Annotated in this window: 20 protein-coding genes; 14 read left to right on the top strand and 6 right to left on the bottom strand. The window is 71.9% G+C overall.

The window, feature by feature from the left end; all coding sequences use genetic code 11:
• The first annotated feature begins 67 nt into the window (after nucleotides 1-67).
• On the top strand, nucleotides 68-3,595 hold the full coding sequence (gene dnaE / locus FHU36_RS02320) for a DNA polymerase III subunit alpha (RefSeq protein WP_185082152.1): 3,528 nt from the start codon (nucleotides 68-70) through the stop codon (nucleotides 3,593-3,595).
• A 192-nt stretch (nucleotides 3,596-3,787) separates the two neighbouring features.
• Here the strand turns inward: dnaE and FHU36_RS02315 are convergent, their stop codons facing one another.
• On the bottom strand, nucleotides 3,788-4,819 hold the full coding sequence (locus FHU36_RS02315; protein WP_185082151.1) for an SMP-30/gluconolactonase/LRE family protein: 1,032 nt from the start codon (nucleotides 4,817-4,819) through the stop codon (nucleotides 3,788-3,790).
• 107 nt (nucleotides 4,820-4,926) lie between these two features.
• Between FHU36_RS02315 and FHU36_RS02310 the strand changes: the two genes are divergently transcribed.
• Both FHU36_RS02310 and FHU36_RS02305 read left to right on the top strand, forming a co-directional pair.
• Entirely contained in the window at nucleotides 4,927-5,364 is a 438-nt protein-coding gene (locus FHU36_RS02310) for a MarR family winged helix-turn-helix transcriptional regulator (protein ID WP_185084561.1), read from the top strand.
• A 111-nt stretch (nucleotides 5,365-5,475) separates the two neighbouring features.
• Complete coding sequence (locus tag FHU36_RS02305) at nucleotides 5,476-6,846, top strand: amidase (protein ID WP_312891399.1); 1,371 nt, start codon at nucleotides 5,476-5,478, stop codon at nucleotides 6,844-6,846.
• On the opposite strand, the gene FHU36_RS02300 is transcribed toward FHU36_RS02305, so the two are convergent.
• Nucleotides 6,843-7,352, bottom strand: a complete 510-nt coding sequence (locus tag FHU36_RS02300) for a hypothetical protein (protein WP_312891398.1) — start codon at nucleotides 7,350-7,352, stop codon at nucleotides 6,843-6,845. The genes FHU36_RS02305 and FHU36_RS02300 overlap by 4 nt on opposite strands.
• 63 nt (nucleotides 7,353-7,415) lie before the next feature.
• Between FHU36_RS02300 and murA the strand changes: the two genes are divergently transcribed.
• Together murA and FHU36_RS02290 are read left to right on the top strand one after the other, a co-directional pair.
• The gene (murA, locus tag FHU36_RS02295) at nucleotides 7,416-8,729 is read left to right on the top strand and encodes a UDP-N-acetylglucosamine 1-carboxyvinyltransferase (protein ID WP_185082148.1); all 1,314 of its coding nucleotides are present in this window, start codon (nucleotides 7,416-7,418) and stop codon (nucleotides 8,727-8,729) included.
• A 77-nt stretch (nucleotides 8,730-8,806) separates the two neighbouring features.
• Nucleotides 8,807-11,092, top strand: a complete 2,286-nt coding sequence (locus tag FHU36_RS02290; protein ID WP_185082147.1) for a transglycosylase domain-containing protein — start codon at nucleotides 8,807-8,809, stop codon at nucleotides 11,090-11,092.
• A gap of 29 nt (nucleotides 11,093-11,121) precedes the next feature.
• Here the strand turns inward: FHU36_RS02290 and ybaK are convergent, their stop codons facing one another.
• Nucleotides 11,122-11,613, bottom strand: a complete 492-nt coding sequence (gene ybaK / locus FHU36_RS02285; RefSeq protein WP_185082146.1) for a Cys-tRNA(Pro) deacylase — start codon at nucleotides 11,611-11,613, stop codon at nucleotides 11,122-11,124.
• Between the two features lie 50 nt (nucleotides 11,614-11,663).
• Entirely contained in the window at nucleotides 11,664-12,125 is a 462-nt protein-coding gene (locus FHU36_RS02280; protein ID WP_185084560.1) for a nucleoside deaminase, read from the bottom strand.
• Between the two features lie 101 nt (nucleotides 12,126-12,226).
• On the opposite strand from FHU36_RS02280, the gene hisD reads away from it, so the two are divergent.
• The 9 genes from hisD (at nucleotide 12,227) to hisF (ending at nucleotide 18,303) form a co-directional block, all read left to right on the top strand.
• Nucleotides 12,227-13,534 carry a histidinol dehydrogenase gene (hisD, locus tag FHU36_RS02275; RefSeq protein WP_185082145.1) on the top strand — a complete coding sequence of 436 codons (1,308 nt, stop codon included), beginning with the start codon at nucleotides 12,227-12,229 and terminating at the stop codon, nucleotides 13,532-13,534.
• 31 nt (nucleotides 13,535-13,565) lie between these two features.
• A complete protein-coding gene (locus FHU36_RS02270; protein WP_185082144.1) occupies nucleotides 13,566-14,636 on the top strand; it encodes a histidinol-phosphate transaminase in 1,071 nt (356 codons plus the stop codon).
• Nucleotides 14,633-15,226 carry an imidazoleglycerol-phosphate dehydratase HisB gene (gene hisB / locus FHU36_RS02265; protein WP_185082143.1) on the top strand — a complete coding sequence of 198 codons (594 nt, stop codon included), beginning with the start codon at nucleotides 14,633-14,635 and terminating at the stop codon, nucleotides 15,224-15,226. The genes FHU36_RS02270 and hisB overlap by 4 nt, the downstream gene beginning before the upstream one ends.
• Nucleotides 15,223-15,378 (top strand): CG2302 family histidine operon protein, encoded by a 156-nt coding sequence (locus FHU36_RS02260; RefSeq protein WP_185082142.1) that lies wholly within the window; start codon nucleotides 15,223-15,225, stop codon nucleotides 15,376-15,378. The genes hisB and FHU36_RS02260 overlap by 4 nt, the downstream gene beginning before the upstream one ends.
• Nucleotides 15,372-16,004 carry an imidazole glycerol phosphate synthase subunit HisH gene (hisH, locus tag FHU36_RS02255; protein WP_312891396.1) on the top strand — a complete coding sequence of 211 codons (633 nt, stop codon included), beginning with the start codon at nucleotides 15,372-15,374 and terminating at the stop codon, nucleotides 16,002-16,004. The genes FHU36_RS02260 and hisH overlap by 7 nt, the downstream gene beginning before the upstream one ends.
• Before the next feature lie 67 nt (nucleotides 16,005-16,071).
• Nucleotides 16,072-16,401 carry a hypothetical protein gene (locus FHU36_RS02250; protein ID WP_185082140.1) on the top strand — a complete coding sequence of 110 codons (330 nt, stop codon included), beginning with the start codon at nucleotides 16,072-16,074 and terminating at the stop codon, nucleotides 16,399-16,401.
• Entirely contained in the window at nucleotides 16,401-17,129 is a 729-nt protein-coding gene (priA, locus tag FHU36_RS02245) for a bifunctional 1-(5-phosphoribosyl)-5-((5-phosphoribosylamino)methylideneamino)imidazole-4-carboxamide isomerase/phosphoribosylanthranilate isomerase PriA (RefSeq protein ID WP_185082139.1), read from the top strand. The genes FHU36_RS02250 and priA overlap by 1 nt, the downstream gene beginning before the upstream one ends.
• Nucleotides 17,130-17,149: 20 nt before the next feature.
• Nucleotides 17,150-17,545 carry a Rid family hydrolase gene (locus FHU36_RS02240; RefSeq protein WP_185082138.1) on the top strand — a complete coding sequence of 132 codons (396 nt, stop codon included), beginning with the start codon at nucleotides 17,150-17,152 and terminating at the stop codon, nucleotides 17,543-17,545.
• Entirely contained in the window at nucleotides 17,542-18,303 is a 762-nt protein-coding gene (hisF, locus tag FHU36_RS02235) for an imidazole glycerol phosphate synthase subunit HisF (RefSeq protein WP_185082137.1), read from the top strand. The genes FHU36_RS02240 and hisF overlap by 4 nt, the downstream gene beginning before the upstream one ends.
• Before the next feature lie 57 nt (nucleotides 18,304-18,360).
• Here hisF and FHU36_RS02230 read toward each other — a convergent pair whose 3' ends face one another.
• Nucleotides 18,361-19,722 carry a glutamine synthetase family protein gene (locus tag FHU36_RS02230; protein WP_185082136.1) on the bottom strand — a complete coding sequence of 454 codons (1,362 nt, stop codon included), beginning with the start codon at nucleotides 19,720-19,722 and terminating at the stop codon, nucleotides 18,361-18,363.
• A 61-nt stretch (nucleotides 19,723-19,783) separates the two neighbouring features.
• Nucleotides 19,784-19,945, bottom strand: coding sequence for a hypothetical protein (locus FHU36_RS02225; RefSeq protein WP_180903143.1), 162 nt, complete (start codon nucleotides 19,943-19,945; stop codon nucleotides 19,784-19,786).
• Nucleotides 19,946-20,042 lie beyond the last annotated feature (97 nt).

The raw sequence follows: 20,042 nt of genomic DNA, 5'->3' as shown, positions 1-20,042 counted from the left end.
GAGCACACCATCGGCCGGCCGCACCGCGGGCCGGCCCGCAGGCCCGCAGACCCGGAGGCGCCGCTCCATGTCGTCCAGCGACTCGTTCGTCCATCTGCACGTGCACACCGAATACTCCATGCTCGACGGGGCCGCACGGCTCAAGCAGATGTTCAAACAGGTCGGCGAGCTGGGCATGCCCGCGATCGCCATCACCGACCACGGCAACATGCACGGCGCCTACGACTTCTACAAGCAGGCGACCGCCGCGGGCGTCAAGCCGGTCATCGGCATCGAGGCGTACGTCGCGCCCGAGCTGCGGCACAACAAGAAGCCGGTGCTGTGGGGCGAGCCGCACCAGAAGAAGGACGACGTCTCGGCGGGCGGCTACTACACCCACATGACGATCTGGGCGCGCAACAAGGCGGGCCTGCACAACCTGATGAAGCTCAGCTCGCGCGCCTACACCGAGGGGTTCGTGCGCAAGTGGGCGCGGATGGACGCCGAGATCCTCGCCGAGCACTCCGAGGGCCTGATGGCCACCACCGGCTGCCCGTCGGGCGAGGTGCAGACGCGGCTGCGGCTCGGCCAGTACGACCAGGCGCTGCAGGCGGCGGCGCGCTACCAGGAGATCTTCGGCAAGGACAACTACTTCCTCGAGATCATGGACCACGGGCTCGACATCGAGCGCCGCGTCCGCGACGGGCTGACCAGGATCAGCAAGGACCTGGCCATCCCGCCGCTGGTCACCAACGACTCCCACTACACCTACGAGTCCGACGCCGCCTCCCACGACGCCCTGCTGTGCATCCAGACGGGCAAGCAGCTGTCCGACCCCGACCGGTTCCGGTTCGACGGCTCCGGCTACTACATCAAGACCGCCGACGAGATGCGCGCCGTCGACTCCTCCGACCTGTGGGCCGAGGGCTGCCGCAACACGCTGCTGGTGGCGGAGAAGGTCGACCCGGCCGGGTTCTTCGAGTTCAAGAACCTCATGCCCACCTTCCCCGTCCCCGAGGACCTGACGGAGGAGCAGTTCTTCCGCCAGGAGGTCTGGAAGGGCATGGAGCGCCGTTTCCCCGACGGCGTGGACGACGAGCACCGGGCCTGGGTCGAGAAGGAGCTCGGCGTCATCATCCAGATGGGGTTCCCGAGCTACTTCCTCGTGGTCGCCGACTTCATCATGTGGGCCAAGAACAACGGCATCCGCGTCGGCCCCGGACGTGGCTCGGCGGCCGGCTCGCTGGTGGCCTACGCCCTGGGCATCACCGACCTCGACCCCATCCCGCACGGCCTGATCTTCGAGCGCTTCCTCAACCCCGAGCGCGTCTCCATGCCCGACGTCGACATCGACTTCGACGAGCGCCGGCGCGCCGACGTGATCCGCTACGTGACCGAGAAGTGGGGCGCCGACAAGGTCGCCATGATCGCCACGTTCGGCACCATCAAGGCGAAGGCCGCCATCAAGGACGCCGGCCGCGTCCTCGGCTATCCCTACGCGCTCGGCGACCGGGTGTCCAAGGCGTTCCCGCCCGCCGTCATGGGCAAGGACATCCCGCTGTCCGGCATCTTCGACAAGGACCACCCGCGCTACAACGAGGCGGGCGAGCTGCGCAAGCTCTACGACGAGGACGTCGACGTCAAGTCGACGATCGACCTCGGCCGCGGCCTGGAGGGCCTGATCCGGCAGACCGGCGTGCACGCCGCCGGTGTGATCATGTCGGCGGAGGTGCTGACCGACTACATCCCGATCATGCGCCGCGACTCCGACGGCGCGATCATCACGCAGTTCGACTACCCGACCTGCGAGACGCTCGGCCTGCTGAAGATGGACTTCCTGGGCCTGCGCAACCTCACGATCATCGACGACTGCCTCAAGGCCATCGAGGCCACCACCGGCGAGATGATCGAGCTGCTCGACCTGCCGCTCGACGACGCCAAGACCTACGAGCTGCTGGCGCGCGGCGACACGCTCGGCATCTTCCAGCTCGACGGCGGCGGCATGCGTTCGCTCATGCGGCTGATGCGGCCCGACAACTTCGAGGACATCTCCGCGGCCCTCGCCCTCTACCGGCCCGGCCCGATGGGCGCCAACTCGCACACCAACTACGCGCTGCGCAAGAACGGGCAGCAGGAGATCATCCCGATCCATCCCGAGCTCGAGGAGCCGCTCAGGGAGATCCTCGACACGACCCACGGCCTGATCGTCTATCAGGAGCAGGTCATGGCCATCGCGCAGAAGGTCGCCGGCTACTCGCTCGGCGGCGCCGACCTGCTGCGCCGCGCCATGGGCAAGAAGAAGAAGTCCGAGCTGGACAAGCAGTACGAGTTCTTCGAGAAGGGCATGAAGGACAACGGCTTCTCGGCCGCTGCCATCAAGGCCCTGTGGGACATCCTGCTGCCGTTCTCCGACTACGCCTTCAACAAGGCGCACACCGCCGGCTACGGCCTCGTCGCCTACTGGACCGCCTACCTCAAGGCCAACCACCCGGCCGCCTACATGGCGGCCCTGCTGACCAGCGTCAAGGACGACAAGGACAAGTCGGCCCTCTACCTCAACGAGTGCCGGCGCATGGGCATCAAGGTCTACCCGCCGGACGTCAACGACTCCGACTTCGACTTCACGCCGCGCGGCACCGACATCCGCTTCGGCCTGTCGGCGGTCCGCAACGTCGGCGGCAACGTCGTCGACGGCATCATCGCGGCCCGCAAGGAGAAGGGCCGCTTCGCCGACTTCAAGGACTTCCTGCGCAAGGTGCCGGCGATCGTCTGCAACAAGCGGGTGATCGAGTCGCTGATCAAGGCCGGCGCGTTCGACTCCCTGGGCCACGTGCGCAAGGGCCTGGTCATGGTGCACGAGCAGGCCGTCGACGCGATCATCGACATCAAGAAGAACGAGGCCATCGGCCAGGACTCGCTGTTCGGCGCGGTCGACGGCGGCGAGGACCAGACCTTCGACGTGCAGATCCCGGTGGGCGAGTGGGACAAGAACACCCTGCTGCAGTTCGAGCGGGAGATGCTCGGCCTCTACGTCTCCGACCACCCGCTGTTCGGCGTGGAGCACATCCTCGCCTCGGGCGCCGACTGCACGATCGCCGCCCTGCAGGACGACAGCCGCCCCGACGGGCAGATCGTCACCGTGGGCGGCATCCTCAGCGGCGTGCAGCGCAAGATCACCAAAAAGGGTGACACCTGGGTGCTGACCCAGTTGGAGGACCTCGAAGGCGCGATCGAGGTGATGGTCTTCCCGTCCGCCTACCAGCTCTGCTCGACGATCCTGGCCGAGGACGCGATCGTCTTCGTCAAGGGGCGCATCGACAAGCGGGAGGACGTCGCCAAGATCATCGCCATGGAGGTGGCGGCGCCCGACCTGACCCAGGAGGCGGGCGGCCCGCTGCTGGTCAGCCTGCCGCTCAACCGGTGCACGCCGCCGGTGGTCGGCCGGCTCAAGGAGATCCTCACCACCCACCCGGGCACCTCGGAGGTGCACCTGCAGGTGCACAACGGGCCCAGGACGACGGTCATGCGGGTCGAGGACCGGCTCCGCGTGACGCAGTCGCCGGCCCTCATGGGCGACCTCAAGGAGCTGCTCGGCCCGGCCTGCCTCGGCGGCTGACACCGGACCGCTCGCCCCGGCCGGACGCTCGCCCCGGCCGGGGCTGTCCTGCCCCGGGGGTTACGCGGGCCGGGGCTGTCCTGCTCGCCCCGCCCCCTGACGCGCGGAAGAGCCCGCGAGCCCGCCCCCGGACCGGGCCGCCCACGCGACGGCGCGATCCTGGAGACGGGATCGCGATGATCCGCCCCCGCGTCAGATCCCCCGGACCGCGGCGATGCTGAAGGGCAGGCGCGGAGTGCCCGGCCCCAGCGGCCCGCCCTTGTCGAACTGCGAGCGTGTCACGTAGAGCGTCCCCCGGTGGCGCACCAGCGTGGTGGGCAGTTGCAGCGCCTCGTCGGTCAGCCGGCGTTCGAGGCGTGCCGAGGCGCCGTCTCCCGCTACCCGCCACCGGCTGATGGTGTTGACGGTGTTGTGCACCGCCCACAGGGTGCCGTCTCGCAGTTCGAGCCCGTCGGCGTGCCGGAGGTCACCGCCGCGCAGCGTGACCCTGCGGACCGCGCCGGTGGCCGGATCGAGACGGAAGAGGTCGCCCCCGGTCATGTCCACGACGAGCAGGAACCGTCCCGCCGGGTCGGCCGCGATCCCGTTGATCGTGTACCCGTCGGGGGCGTGCGGGTCGAGGGCGTCGCGGAGGTCGGCGTACGGGGTGAGCGTCGCCGTCCCGCCGCGTGCCTCGGCGAGCTGGCGGGGCGTCACGCGATAGACCACGGCGCGCACGCTGTCGGTGAGGTAGGCGGTGCCGTCCGGCGTGATGGCCACGTCGTTGACGAAGCGGGACTCCTCGCCGGGCACCGTGAATCCGGCGAGGCGGGCGCGGGTCCGCATGTCGTACACCTGGACTCCGCTGGTGGAGTCGGTCACCCAGAGCCGCCCGGCCCGGTCGGTCTCAAGGCCGTTGGCGGTGTCGCGTCCGTCGGCCCCCGCCGGCAGGAACACCTCGGCGATCCGCCTGCCGGGCGTGGTCTTGTAGATCGTGCCGTCGGTGAAGGAGCCCGCGTAGAGGGCGCCGGTCCGCGGGTCGGCGGTGACCCCTTCCGGGTAGACGCGCTCGCCGGGCAGCGCGTACGCGGTGGTGACGCGTGCGGTGGCGGCAGGTGTGCGGGCGGCATGTGCGGCAAGGGTGGCGGGCCGTGTGGCCGCTGGAGCCGCGAGCGCGGGCGGGGCGGACAGTGTCGCGGCGAGGACCGCTCCCGTGACGCCGAGGGACAAGGGGATGGAGGGCATCAGATCTCCGGATGGATGGAGGGATTATTAGTGTGCACACTAATAATAGTTAGAACACTAATGCAAGTCTTCGCACCCGTGGCCGCTACCATGCAGAAGTGACGTCCATGCCCATCTCCGAACGCCTGGGTGCCCACCTCAAGCGCACGGTGCAGTCGCTCGACGCGGCCAAGCACGCCGCGCTCAGGCCGGCCGGCGTGACCGTTCCCCAGTACGCCGCGCTGCTCCACCTCGCCGACAACCCCGGCATCTCGGCCGCCGCGCTGGCCAGGGCGTGCGGGGTGACCCCGCCCACGATGACCACGGTGCTGAAGAACCTCCAGGAGCAGGGCCTCATCACGCGCACCCCTCACGAGTGGCACAAGAACATCCTGCAGACGCGGCTGACCGAGAAGGGCGAGCAGGTGCTGGCCGCCGCGGACGACGCGGCCGTCAGGGTCGAACGGGGCCTGGCCGCCGAGTTCACCGGCGAGGAGCGGGAGACGCTGGTCGCCCTGCTGGCCCGCTGCGCGGACTTCCTGGACGGCACGCGTGGGCGCGACTGACCGCGCACGCCGGGAGCGGCGGGCGGAAGGGCCCGGCCTGACCAGCGCCACCGGGCGCGCATGGCAACCCTCGCCGTCGCCCGTCACCGGCACCCGGGGGAGGATCGGAGCGTGACCGCACTGCACTACCTGACCGCCACCGAGATGGCCCGCCTGGTCCGGACCCGGCAGGTGAGCGCCGTCGAGCTGCTGCGGGCCTGCCTCGACCGGATCGAGCAGGTCAACCCGCGGGTCAACGCCATCGTGACGCTCGCCGCCGAGCAGGCGCTCGACGCCGCCAAGGCCGCCGACGCCGCCGAGCCGGCCGGACCGCTGCACGGGGTGCCGGTCGCGCACAAGGACCTCGTGGACACCGCCGGCCTGCGCACCACGTACGGCTCGCCGCTGTTCGCCGAACACGTCCCCGGCACGGACGCGCCCATCGTGCGGCGGCTCAAGGCCGCCGGGGCGATCAGCCTGGGCAAGACCAACACCCCCGAGTTCGGCACCGGGTCGCACACCGTCAACGAGGTGTTCGGCGCCACCCGCAACCCCTACGACCTGTCCCGCTCGGCGGGCGGCAGCAGCGGCGGCGCGGCGGCGGCGCTGGCCAGCGGGATGGTGCCGCTGGCCGACGGCTCCGACATGGGCGGCTCGCTGCGCAACCCGGCGTCGTTCTGCAACGTGGTCGGCCTGCGGCCCACCCCCGGCCGGGTGCCGGCCCCGTCCGAGACGTCCGCCTGGTACACGCTGTCCGTGCTCGGGCCGATGGCGCGGACGGTCGAGGACGTCACGCTGATGATGTCGGTCATCTCGGGGTTCGACCCGCGCTCGCCGTACTCGATCACGGAGCGCTTCGCCGCCGACCCGGAGGAGGGGGTGGCGGGGCTGCGCGTGGCCTGGAGCCCCGACCTCGGCGGGCTGCCGGTGGATCAGGCGACGGCGGCGGTCACGGCGACGGCGCCCGGCGTGTTCGAGCGGCTCGGCGCCCATGTCGAGCAGGTGGACCTGGACCTGTCCGACGCCGAGGAGGCCTTCCGCGTCTACCGAGCCTGGCACTACGCCCTGTCGTTCGGCGACCTGCGGGGGCTCGGCCCCAACACCGCCTGGAACGTCGAGCAGGGCCGCCAGGTCACCGGTGCCGACCTGGCGCGCGCCGAGCGGCTGCGCAGCGGCCTTTACCAGCGGATGGCCGACTTCTTCGACGGCTACGACGTGCTGATCGCGCCGGTCAGCCAGGTGCCGCCGTTCCCCGTCGAGCACCCGTACGTCAGCGAGATCAACGGCGTCGAGCTGCCCGACTACCTGGCCTGGATGCGCTCGGCGTACTGGATCAGCGTGCTGCACGCGCCCGCCGCGTCCGTGCCGGCGGGGTTCACCCCGGAGGGGCTGCCGGTCGGCGTGCAGATCGTCGCACGGCCGTTCGCCGACGCCAGGGTGCTGCGCGCCGCCCGCGCGTTCGAGCAGGCCACCGGCTACGGCACCCGCCGCCCGCCGCTCTAGCCGACCCCGTAGGGCTTGCGCAGCGGCGACTCGCGGTAGCCGTGCATGGCCTCCAGCAGCCCGAAGAACGCCACCGCGCACAGCGCCCACGACACCAGCACGCCCTTGGCGGTCAGCAGCAGCGTGCCGGGCACCACCGTCGCCCCGGGCGAGGCGGCGGCCTCGACCGTGACCACGCCCAGCGTGAACGCCGAGCCCACCCAGTACGTCACGAACGCCCCCAGCACCCCGCCCGCGCCCAGCCCCAGCAGGACGGCGATCTGGTGGCGCCGCCCGAGGAACCAGCCCAGCGCCCCGCAGGCCAGCCCCAGCCCGCCGGTGATCACCGCGAACCAGCCGTCGGCGGCGATCAGCGCCTGCGTGCCCGGGTCGGCCAGCACCTGTCCCCGCCCCGTGACCTGGTACGGCGCGCGCGGCGACACCCACGACCAGGCGAGCCCGGCGAGGACCGCCGAAGCGGTGAGGATCAGGACGGTCACCGCGAAAGCCCGCACGTGCCGCGCCACGTGACTCCCCCTCATCTCGCCGTCCGGATCAGCTCGATGCTATCTCCCGGTTAGGCTCACTTCGTGAATCATGAAGAGGTCTGGCTGATCGAACCGTCCGGTCCGCTGCGCGGGGACGTGGTGGTCCGCGGTTCGAAGAACGGCGTGTCCAAGCACATGGTCGCCGCCATGCTCGGCAGCGGCGAGAGCACCATCCACAACGCCCCGGAGGTGGGCGAGGTGGGCATCACCGCGGCGATGCTGGAGGCGCTCGGCATCAACGTGGAGATCAGCAGGACGGAGATCCGCCTCGGGCCCGGCCCGGAGATCCGGCCCCGGGTGCCCGACGCGTTCACCGGCCTGAACCGCATCCCCATCCTCATGCTCGGCCCGCTGCTGCACCTGGCGGGCGAGGCGTTCGTGCCGCTCGTCGGCGGCGACCCGATCGGGCGGCGGCCGGTGAACTTCCACGTGGAGGCGCTGCGCGCGATGGGCGCCGAGGTGGAGGTGGGCGAGACCGGCATCTACGCCAAGGCCAAGCGGCTCAACGGCACCCGGTTGGAGCTGCCCTACCCGAGCGTCGGCGCGACCGAGACGATCCTCATGTCGGCGGTGCTGGCCGAGGGCAAGACCGTGGTGAAGAACGCGGCGATGGAGCCCGAGGTGGTCGAGCTGGCGCTGTTCCTGCAGCGCATGGGGGCCAGGATCGAGCTGTCGCCCGACCGCAGGATCGTCATCGAGGGCGTCGACCGGCTGCACGGCGCCTCCACCTGGCTGGCCGGCGACCGCATCGAGGCGTTCTCCTACCTGGCCGCCGGGCTGATCACCGGCGGCGAGGTGCGCGTGCACGGCTGCCCGCAGGACCGGCTGGTCACCGCGATCACCACGCTGGCCCGGATGGGCGCCCGGTTCGAGATCAACGACGAGTACCTGTGCGCCACCGCCCCGCCCGAGGGGCTGCGGTCGGCCGCCGTGCAGACCGACACCCATCCGGGGTTCATGACCGACTGGCAGACGCCGCTCATGGTGCTGTTCACCCAGAGCCAGGGCATGTCGGTGCTGCACGAGACGGTCTTCGAGAACCGCCTGGTGTACGTGCCCGCGCTGCAGCGGATGGGCTGCGAGATCGAGGTGTTCGACCAGTGCCTGGGCGGGCCCGCCTGCCGCTACCACGACACGAACGCCCGGCACTCGGCCGTGGTGCGCGGCGTGTCGAAGCTCAAGGGCGCCGACGTGACGCTGCCCGACATCAGGGCCGGGTTCTCCGCCGTGCTGGCCGCCGCCGTCGCCGACGGGGTCTCCACGCTGCGCGGCGTGCACCACATCGAGCGCGGCTACCACCGGCCGTTCGAGCAGTTCGCCTCGCTGGGTCTGGACATCCGCAGAGATCGGTCTTGACATCCGGGGCGAACGGTAAAGGAGTCGGCACAGGGCGTTTCCCGGGGGCCCGCCGGTCGCAGATCACCTGAGTGAGTGTGCTCAGATGCATCGGTGGTCTCGGCACGGCCGCGGCGCTCGGGGGAGTGCTGGCAGCGGCACTGGTCGCGCCCGCCGTCACCGGCGCCGGGCTCGCCGCCAAGGACGTGGCGGCCACGTTCCTCGACCTGCCGCCCGCGCCGCGTGAGGAGCCGCTGTCGGAGGTCACCAGGCTGCTGGACCGCAACGGCAGGCCCTTCGCGCAGTTCTACGAGGCCAACCGGACGCAGGTGCGGCTGGCCGAGGTGGCGCCCGTCATGCGGCAGGCCATCCTGGCCGTCGAGGACGCCCGCTTCTACGAGCACGGCGGCCTCGACGTCCGGGGCACCCTGCGGGCGCTGCTCACCAACACCCAGGCGGGCGGCATCAAGCAGGGCGGCTCGTCGCTCACCCAGCAGCTGGTGAAGAACATCCTGGTGGAGGGCGCCGGCACCGACGAGGAACGCGAGCGGGCCCGGGCGCTCAACCTCGCCCGCAAGATCACCGAGCTGCGGCTGGCGCTGGCCCTGGAGAAGAAGTACACCAAGGACCAGATCCTGGAGAAGTACCTGAACATCGCCTACTTCGGCGCCGGCGCGCACGGCGTCGAGGCGGCCGCCCGGCGCTTCTTCTCCACCACGGCCGCGAACCTGACCCTCACCCAGGCGGCCGCCCTCGCCGGGGCGGTGCGCATGCCGTACTCGACCGACCCCTCGCTCGGCCCGGCGCGGCAGGCGCGGCTGAAGGAACGCCGCGACCTCGTCCTCGACCGGATGGCCGAGCTGGGGAACCTCACCCCGGCGCAGGCCGAGGCGGCCAAGCGCGCCCCCCTGGGCCTCAGGCTCCGGCCGGAGCCCGGCGGCTGCGCGCAGAGCGACTACCCGTACTTCTGCCTGTACGTCCAGCGCGAGCTGCTCACCAACGTGGCGTTCGGCAACACCGCCCGCGAGCGGCGGGCCAGGCTGGCGCGGGGCGGGCTGACGATCCGCACCGGCCTCGACCCGGTGGCGCAGGAGGCGGCCGAGAAGGCCATCCGCGCCCGCGTGGACCCCGAGGACACCGAGGTGGCCGCCGAGGCGATGGTCGAGCCGCGCACCGGCAGGATCAGGGCGATGGCGGCCAGCAAGAAGTTCGGCCGCAACCCCGGCGACCGCAAGAACGGCGCCCGCACCACCTACAACCTGGTGGCCGACACGGCCCACGGCGGCGGGATGGGGATGCAGGCCGGCTCGACGTTCAAGGTGTTCACCCTGGCCACGGCGCTCAAGCAGGGCTGGCGGTTCGGCCAGGGCTTCATGACGCCCGGCTCGATGGTGCCCGCGCAGGGCTACCGCGACTGCCGGGGCAGGCCCGTCAACTCTCCGAACGTCCGCGTGCAGAACGCCGGCGGCGAGGGCGAGGGCGGCCCGCACAGCATCGAGACCGGCACCTGGAAGTCGGTGAACGTCTTCTTCATGCTGCTGGAGCGCAAGGTCGGCCTGTGCAACGTGGTCAGGACCGCCAAGGCCCTCGGCGTCGCGCGGGCCGACGGCAAGCCGCTGCGCGAGGTGCCCACGTTCACGCTGGGCGTCAACGAGATGGACCCGGTGACGGTCGCGTCGGCGTTCGCGACGTTCGCCGGCCGCGGCCGGTACTGCCGCCCGCAGGCCATCGTGGAGATCGTCTCCGGGGACGGACGGCGCACCCACGTGCCGCCCGCCTGCCGCCAGGTGCTGGACCGGGGCGTGGCCGACGCCGTCAACCACGTCCTGGAGGGCGTGTTCGACAAGGGCACCATGCGCGGGCAGGGCATCGGCCGGCCGGCGGCGGGCAAGACCGGCACGAACAACGGCTACACCTCGGCCTGGTTCGCCGGCTACACGCCCGACCTGGCCGCCGCGGTCAGCGTCGGCGACATCCGCGGCTCCTACCGCCACCCGCTGCGCGGGGTGACCATCGGCGGGAACTACTACGGCTCGGTTCAGGGGGCGTCGCTGCCGGGGCCGATCTGGGTGCAGTCGATGAGCTCGGCGCTGCGCGACACCCCGTCACGCGGGTTCCCGGGTCCGGACATGTCCCGCTTCGGTGGTGGCCACACGCCGGGCCTGAAGGAGAAGGAGGCCGCCGAGGCCCGCCGCGCCCTGTGGCGCCGCCTCCGGGAACGGCTCGGCTGGGACCCCGGCTGGGAGCGCCGCTGGAACCGGCCCCGCTGGGACCGGCCGCGCGGGGACCGGCCCCGCTACATCTGGCCGCGCCGCCGCCACCCGGCCGCCGGCCACGGCACCCACGTCCTCCCGGGCCCGCCGGCGGACCGCTCTCCCGGCTGACCTGGGCGGACGGGAGCCCCGCTCCGTGGCTAGCGCCTGGCGATCGCGGCGGTGGTGGCGCGGGTGAGGCTGACGAGGGTGGCCGGGGCCGTCTCGACCTGCAGGCCGCGCCTGCCGGCCGAGAAGTAGATCGTCTCGAAGTCGAGCGCCGAGGAGTCGACCACGGTCGGCAGTTGCCTGCGCTGGCCCAGCGGGCTGATGCCGCCGACCACGTAGCCCGTGACCCGCTCCACCTTCGCCGCGTCGGCCATCGCGGCGCGCTTGCCGCCGAGGGCCGCCGCCAGCGCCTTGAGGTCGAGCTTGGCCGCGACCGGGACGACGGCCACCGCGAGCCCGCTCTCCGCCTCGGCCACCAGCGTCTTGAAGATCCGCTCGTACGGCACGCCGAGCGCGTCGGCGGCCTCCTCGCCGTAGGCCTGCGCGGCGGGGTCGTGGTCGTAGGGGTGGAGGGTGAACTCGGCCTTGGCCCTGGTCAGTGCCACCGTGGCCGGGGTGCCCCCGTGCGCCTTCGGCTTGCCCACGTGTTCGCTCCTCCGCGTACTCAAGAAATCTACATTGTAAAGGCGCCCGCTCAGTCGCGCCCGTGGAAGCGGCGGTGCAGCTCCCGCACCTCGTCGTCCAGCCCCGGGACGGGTCCCTCCACCACGACACCCGGCACCACGTCGTTGATCGGCAGCGTCCGCACGGGCGGGGCGGGCACGCCCAGCTCCGCCAGCCAGGTGGCGAGCTGCTGCGACGAGCTGACGTAGACGATGCGGCCCAGCCCGACCCAGCCGTGCGCCGCCGCGCACATGGGGCAGTGCTCGCCGGAGGTGTAGACGGTCGCGGCGGCCCGCTCCTCGGGTGTCAGATGGGCCGCGGACCAGCGGGCCAGCTCGAACTCCGGGTGCCGGGTGTGGTCGCCGGACGCCACGTGGTTGTGGTCCTCGAACAGCACGGCGCCGTCGGCGGCCACGAGCACCGAGCCGAAGGGCTCGTCGCCCACGGTGAGGGCACGGGCGGCCAGCTCCACGCAGCGGCGCAGGTGCGACATGTCCTTCTGGTCGATCACGGCGCCATGCTATCGGCGACGCGCGCATGTCCGGATGATGGACGAAACGGGACTCACGTGCTGGACTCCGTAGACTAGGGAGGGTGATTTCCCGTATTGACTTGCGCGGGTCCCTGCCGGGCGACCTGCGCGACGTGCTGCCCCGCGCCGAGCTCGACGTCGAGGCCGCCCTGGAGAAGGTGCGGCCGATCTGCGACGAGGTGCGCCATCGCGGGGCGGTCGCCGTGCGGGAGCTGACCGCCAGATTTGACGGGGTCGAGATCGAGCAGGCCAGGGTGCCCGTGGAGGCTCTGGAGCGGGCGCTGGCCGAGCTGCGGCCCGAGGTGCGCGCGGCGCTGGAGGAGTCGATCCGCCGCGCCCGGCTGGTGCACCGCGACCAGCGCCGTGCCGAGGTGACGACCCAGGTCGTGCCCGGCGGCACGGTCACCGAGCGGTGGGTGCCGGTCGAGCGCGTCGGGCTCTACGTGCCGGGCGGCCGGGCCGTCTACCCCTCCAGCGTGGTCATGAACGTCGTCCCCGCCCAGGAGGCCGGGGTGCCGTCGCTCGCCGTGACGAGCCCCGCGCAGAAGGAGTTCGGCGGGCTGCCGCACCCGACGATCCTGGCCGCCTGCGCGCTGCTGGGCGTCGACGAGGTCTACTCGGTGGGCGGGGCGCAGGCCGTGGCCATGTTCGCCTACGGCACCGAGGAGTGCCCCGCCGCCACCATGGTCACCGGCCCCGGCAACATCTGGGTGGCCGCGGCCAAGCGGCTGCTCAAGGGCCGGATCGGCATCGACTCCGAGGCGGGCCCCACCGAGATCGCGATCCTGGCCGACGACACGGCCGACCCCGTGCACGTGGCCGCCGACCTGATCAGCCAGGCCGAGCACGACGTGATCGCCGCCGCCGTGCTGGTCACCGACAGCGTGGACCTGGCCGAGGCGGTCGCCAAGGAGCTGCCGGGCCAGGTGGAGGCCACCAAGCACACCGCCCGCATCACCGAGGCGCTGGCCAGCCGGCAGTCGGGCATCGTGCTGGTCGACGACCTCGACGCCGGGGTCGAGGTGGTCAACGCCTACGCCGCCGAGCACCTGGAGATCATGACGGCGGGCGCCGCGGAGGTGGCCGGCCGGATCCGCAACGCCGGGGCGATCTTCGTCGGCCCGTACGCGCCGGTCTCGCTGGGCGACTACCTCGCCGGGTCCAACCATGTGCTGCCCACGGGCGGCTGCGCCTGTCACTCCAGCGGGTTGTCGGTGCAGTCGTTCCTGCGCGGCATCCACGTGGTCGACTACACCCGTGAGGCGCTGGCCGGCGCCGCCGCGCACGTGTCGGTGCTCGCCGACGCCGAAGACCTGCCCGCGCACGGCGCCGCCGTCCGTGCCCGCTTCGACTGGCGGATCCCCTCATGATCGCGCCGACCCGTTGGGGGAGTCCGTCCTCGTGAACCTGGACGATCTGCCGATCCGCGACGATCTGCGAGGCAAGACGCCGTACGGCGCGCCTCAGATCGACGTCCCGGTCCGGCTCAACACGAACGAGAACCCGTACGCTCCGTCCAAGGCCCTGGTCGACGACCTGGCCGAGGAGGTGCGCCGGGCCACGGCCGGGCTCAACCGCTACCCCGACCGCGACGCCGAGGCGCTGCGCGCCGACCTGGCCGGCTATCTCGGTCACGGGCTGGCGCCCGACCAGGTCTGGGCGGCCAACGGCTCCAACGAGATCCTCCAGCAGATCCTGCAGGCCTTCGGCGGCCACGGGCGCACGGCGCTGGGGTTCGAGCCGTCCTACTCCATGCACCCGATCATCACCACCGGCACCAGCACCGAGTGGATCGGCGGGGTGCGCGAGGACGACTTCTCCCTCGACGCGGACAAGGCCGCGGCGGCGGTGGCGGAGCACCGGCCCGACATCGTCTTCCTGACCTCGCCCAACAACCCGACCGGCACCGCGTTGCCGCTGGAGACCATCGCCCGGGTGCTGGAGGCGGCCAGGGGCATGGTGGTGGTCGACGAGGCCTACGCCGAGTTCGCCCGGGAGGGCACGCCGTCGGCGCTCAGCCTGTTGCCCGCTCATCCGCGGCTGATCGTCACGCGCACCATGTCCAAGGCGTTCGCCATGGCCGGCACCCGGCTGGGCTACCTCGCCGCGCATCCGGCCGTGGTGCAGGCGTTGCTGCTGGTGCGGCTGCCGTACCATCTGTCGACGCTCACGCAGGCGGCGGCGCGGGTGGCGCTGCGGCATCGCGCGGAGTTGCTGGGCACGGTCGACGCGCTGCGCCGCGAGCGTGACGACACTGTGTCCTGGCTGCGGGGCAAGGGTCTGACGGTCGCCGACTCCGACGCGAATTTCGTACTCTTCGGGAAGTTTCCCGAGCGGCGGCAGGTCTGGGAGGGTCTGCTGGCGAGAGGCGTGCTGGTCCGTGAAGTGGGGCCGCCGGAGTGGCTGCGGGTGTCGATCGGCACCGGCGAGGAAATGGCGGCGTTCCGTGCCGCGCTGGAGGGAGTTCTGTGAGTCGCGTAGGCCGCGTCGAGCGTACGACGAAGGAGACGTCGGTCCTGGTCGAGGTGGGTCTCGACGGCACGGGCCGGGTGGACGTGTCGACCGGGGTCGGCTTCTTCGACCACATGCTGGCCCAGCTCGGCAAGCACGGGCTGTTCGACCTGACCGTCAAGACGGAGGGCGACCTGCACATCGACTCCCACCACACGATCGAGGACACCTCGCTCGCGCTGGGAGCGGCCTTCCGCCAGGCGTTGGGCGACAAGTCGGGCATCAGGCGCTTCGGTAGTGCGTCATGCCCGCTGGACGAGTCCCTCGCCCAGGTCACCGTCGACCTGTCGGGCCGGCCCTACCTCGTGCACAGCGAGCCCGAGGGCATGGCGCCGATGATCGGCCCCGAGTACGACACGACGATGACCCGGCACATCCTCGAGTCGCTCGTCGCGCAGGCGGCGATCTGCCTGCACGTCCACGTGCCCTACGGGCGCAACGCCCATCACATCGTCGAGGCCCAGTTCAAGGCGCTGGCCAGGGCGTTGCGCGAGGCGTCCGAGCTCGACCCGCGGGCCACGGGGGTGCCCAGCACCAAGGGCGTTCTATGACCGAGAACATGATCGCGGTCGCGATGGTGTTCGTCGGGCTCTTCCTGATCGGCGGCGTGATCTCGCTCGCCAAGCAGGGGCTCAAGATCGGCGCCGTCGTCTGCGCGGTCGGCGCGGCGATGGCGATCACAGCGGGGGTGATGTGGTGGTGAAGAAGGTCGTCGTGCTCGACTACGGGTCGGGCAACCTCCGATCGGCGGAGCGTGCCCTGGCCCGGGTGGGCGCCGACGTGACCGTCACGTCCGACCTCGACGCGGCCATGGCGGCCGACGGGCTCGTGGTGCCCGGCGTCGGCGCGTTCGCGGCCTGCATGGCGGGCCTGCGCCGGGTGCGCGGCGAGCGCGCCGTCGGGCGGCGCCTGGCCGGCGGCCGGCCGGTGCTGGGCATCTGCGTCGGCATGCAGATCCTGTTCGCGCGGGGCGTGGAGCACGGGGTCGAGACCGAGGGCTGCGGCGAGTGGCCCGGCACGGTCGAGCGGCTGGAGGCGCCGGTGCTGCCGCACATGGGCTGGAACACCGTCAAGGCGCCGGCGGGCAGCGTGCTGTTCGACGGGCTCGACGCCGAGACGCGCTTCTACTTCGTGCACTCCTACGGGGTGCGCGAGTGGGAGCTGCGGCCCGGTGACGGTTTCGCCGAGCCGCTGGTCACCTGGGCCGAGCACGGCGTGCCGTTCGTGGCCGCCGCCGAGAACGGCCCGCTCATGGCCACCCAGTTCCACCCGGAGAAGTCCGGCGACGCGGGGGCCGCGCTGTTGCAGAACTGGCTCGGCATCCTGTGAGCGGCCGCGCCGGCTCGCCCGGCGGGACCACGCAGGGCCGCCGGGCCCGGGCGTCCGGTGGGGTGCCGTGAGCAAGGAGCGGGCGCGCCGCCGGGCCGTACGTGAGGCGGAGCGGCAGCGCGCGATCCGGCTCAACGAGCGCCGCCAGGCGCGCACGGCCCGGCGCCGCGCGCTGCTCGCCCGGCTGGTGCCGCGCCCGGTGCGCGTCGCGCGGCAGGGCGGCCTGCTGGCCCGGCGCCGGCGCGCCCAGAACGCCGTGGTGGCGCTGGGCTTCGTGCTCGTCCAGGTGCTGGTGTGGCTGCTGTGGGGCTCTGCGCTGGTGAGCTTCGGCGCGGTCGTGCTGTCCCTGCTGCTGATACCTGTTGTCGTGACTCTTGCCTTCGACCGGAGGATCTGATGTCTCTCGTACTGCTCCCCGCTGTTGACGTGGCCGACGGCCAGGCCGTCCGGCTGGTCCAGGGTGAGGCCGGCACCGAGACCGGCTACGGTGAGCCGCTGGCCGCGGCGCTGGCCTGGCAGGAGGCGGGCGCGGAGTGGATCCATCTGGTCGACCTCGACGCGGCCTTCGGCCGCGGCTCCAACCGGGAGCTGATCACCGGTGTGATCGGCCGGCTCGACGTGAACGTGGAGCTGTCGGGCGGCATCCGCGACGACGAGTCGCTGGCCGCGGCGCTGGCGACCGGTTGCCGCCGGGTGAACATCGGCACGGCCGCGCTGGAGAACCCCGAGTGGTGCCGCAAGATCATCGCCGAGCACGGCGACAGGATCGCGGTCGGTCTGGACGTGCGCGGCACCACGCTCGCGGCGCGCGGCTGGACCGAGGAGGGCGGCGACCTGTGGGAGGTGCTCGACCGGCTGGAGGCCGACGGCTGCCCCCGCTACGTGGTCACCGACGTCACCAAGGACGGCACGCTCCGCGGACCCAACCTCGACCTGCTCAAGCAGGTGTGCGCCCGGACCGACAGCCCGGTCGTCGCCAGCGGCGGCGTCTCCTCGCTCGACGACCTCGTGGCCCTGGCGTCGCTGGTGCCGCTCGGCGTGGAGGGCGCCATCGTCGGCAAGGCCCTCTACGCCCAGGCGTTCACGCTCGAGAGCGCACTGGCCGCAGTGCGCGGTCGATCGTAGGAGGGGCCGTGGTGGGCGGGATGAGCTTGGGAATCACCGGTTCGCGGGTGTTTTCCGGCGGCATCTGGGAGGAACGCTACGGCTATGCCCGCGCGGTCGTCGTGGGCGACCGGGTCATCGTGTCGGGCTGCACCGCCACGGTCGACGGCGAGGTCCGCCACGTCGGAGACCCCTACCTGCAGAGCGTGACCGCGATGGGCATCGCCGTCGAGGCCGTCGAACTGGGCGGGCTGACGCGGGAGGACGTGGTCATGGTGCGCTACTACGTGGTGGACCAGCGCCATTTCGACCCGGTGGGGCAGGCCATCGCGGAGGTGTTCGGGCACGTCCGGCCGGCGTGCACGGGCGTACGGGTGGCCGGGCTGGTCGACCCGAGAATGCTGGTCGAGATCGAAATCGAGGCACTACGGGCATGACGGTAGCCGTCAGGGTGATCCCCTGTCTGGACGTGGACGCGGGCCGTGTGGTCAAGGGCGTCAACTTCGCCAACCTGCGCGACGCGGGCGACCCCGTCGAGCTGGCCAGGCGCTACGACGCGGAAGGGGCCGACGAGCTGACCTTCCTCGACATCACCGCCTCCTCGGGCGAGCGCGAGACCATGCTCGACGTGGTGCGGCGCACGGCCGAGCAGGTGTTCATCCCGCTGACCGTGGGCGGCGGCATCCGCTCGGTCGAGGACGTCGACCGGCTGCTGCGGGCGGGCGCCGACAAGGTGTCGCTCAACACGGCGGCCATCGCCCGGCCGGAGCTGCTGACCGAGGCGTCGCAGCGGTTCGGCGCGCAGTGCGTGGTGCTGTCGCTGGACGCGCGCCGGGCGCCGGGCACGCCGAGCGGCTTCGAGGTGACGACCCACGGCGGGCGGCGCGGCACGGGCATCGACGCGGTGGAGTGGGCGGCGCGCGGCGAGGAGCTGGGCGTCGGGGAGATCCTGCTCAACTCGATGGACGGCGACGGCACGCGCGAGGGTTACGACCTGGAGATGGTGCGCGCGGTCCGGGCGGCGGTGCGGGTGCCGGTGATCGCCAGTGGCGGCGCGGGCCGGCTGGAGGACTTCCCGCCGGCGGTGGCGGCGGGCGCCGACGCGGTGCTGGCCGCGTCGGTGTTCCACTTCGGCACCCTGAAGATCGCCGATGTCAAGGAGACCCTCCGGCAGGCGGGCTACCCGGTCCGCTGACGGAGCGTCCGGCGGATCTCCGTGCGCCCCGTACGGCGGGCTTCCGGGCGACCCGTGTCAGAAGACGCGCAGGTGGTGGAAGAGCTCGTACCTGGCGTCCATGCCGGCGAACGCCGCCGCCTCTGACCGCTTGACGGCCAGGTAGGCGGCACGCCGCAGCGGGCCCAGCGCCTCCATGAGCAGCTCGTCGGCCTCCAGCGCGTCGAGCGCCTCGTCCAGCGTGGCCGGCAGCTTCGGGTAGCGGCCGGGCCGGGTGTCGGGGTCGACGTCGACGGCCTCGCCCGGCTCCAGCCGGCGGCGGATGCCGTCGAGGCCGGCGTGGATGACCGCGCCGAGCGCGAGGTAGGGGTTGGCCGTGGAGTCGGAGGGTTTGAGCTCCACGTTCGGTTCGCCGGTCTCGCCCAGCGGTGAGCAGATGCGCACGGCCGCCTCCCGGTTGTCGAGGCCGTGCACGGCGTACGCGCCGGCCCAGGAACGGGGGGCGAGCCGCCGGAAGCCGTTGACGCTGCCGCAGGTGATGGCGGTCAGCGCGGGCAGGTGGGCGAGCAGCCCGGCGACGAAGCTCTCCAGCACCCCGCCGTCGCGGGCGAAGATGTTGCCCGTCTCGTCCCACAGCGACATGTGCAGGTGGGTGCCGTTGCCCGCCTGGTCGGCCAGCGGCTTGGGGGCCAGCGTGGCCCACAGCGCCATGCGCATGGCCACGCCGCGCACGGTCTCGCGGTAGAGGACGTGGTTGTCGGCGGCACGCAGCGCGGGCGCGTGGCGTATCGACAGCTCCTGCTGGCCATGGCCCAGCTCGGGGTGGTAGTGCTCGACCCGCAGTCCTTGGCTCTCCAGGGCCTTGACGAGGGCGATCGTGTAGTCGTGGGCGGTGTCGAACCCGGTGCCGGCGTAGCAGAGGGTGTCGTCGAGCGGCACCAGCCGGTCCGGGCCGCCCGCGTGGTCGGGCAGACGCCGTCCGAGCGTGAACTCCGGCTCGAACGCCGCCACCATCGTGTAGCCCTCGGCCGCGAGTGCGGCGACGGCGTCCTTGAGGAAGGTGCGCGGACAGGCGTCCCAGGGGGAGCCGTCGAGCCGCCGCAGATCGGACAGCATCGCCGCGGCTCCCGGTGCGTGGGGGAGCGGGATGTAGGTCGTGGGGTCGGGGACGATGCGAACCTCGCCCACCGGACCCAGGTGCTCGACCGGTTGGAGCTGGTCGAGCATGTTCATCGCCATCATGGCCACCGTGTGCCCGATGCCCGTGGTGAGGCGTTCGGCCAGCCTGGACCGGGATACCGCCTTGCCGCGGATCACGCCCCCGTGGTCGGCGTAGAGGAAGCGGATGAGCTCGACGCCTTCGAGCTCGGCCCGTTCCAGGATGCGCCGGACGTGGGGGTCAGGCTGGTGTGGCCGGGTGACACTCTGACGATCGGTCATCCTGCCTGCGTAACACGATCCGCGACCTCGGGGAAGCGCTCAACGCAGGAAGCGGGTGATGTCAGGTCAGTACGTTGGTGAAGAAGACGGAAAGTTGGTTGGCTCCTTGGATGATGCCGTCGAACACGCCGTTGACCGCTGCGGCGGCCTGGGCCGGCCGGGTGAACAGGTAGAAGATCACGAAGGCCACGAGCACGTACGTGGCTACCTTCTTGACCTGCATGGGGGCCTCCTGCAGTCCATTCCCAGCCGTATATACCCGGATCTGGGCGATCACTGGCATCTTCTATGAAGATGTTCTTGATCCTAACCGGGGGGCG

It is taken from the genome of Nonomuraea muscovyensis, assembly GCF_014207745.1.
Classification (GTDB): Bacteria; Actinomycetota; Actinomycetes; order Streptosporangiales; family Streptosporangiaceae; genus Nonomuraea; species Nonomuraea muscovyensis.
Note: the sequence above shows the minus strand (reverse complement) of the source record. Positions and strands in the feature narration are given on the sequence as shown.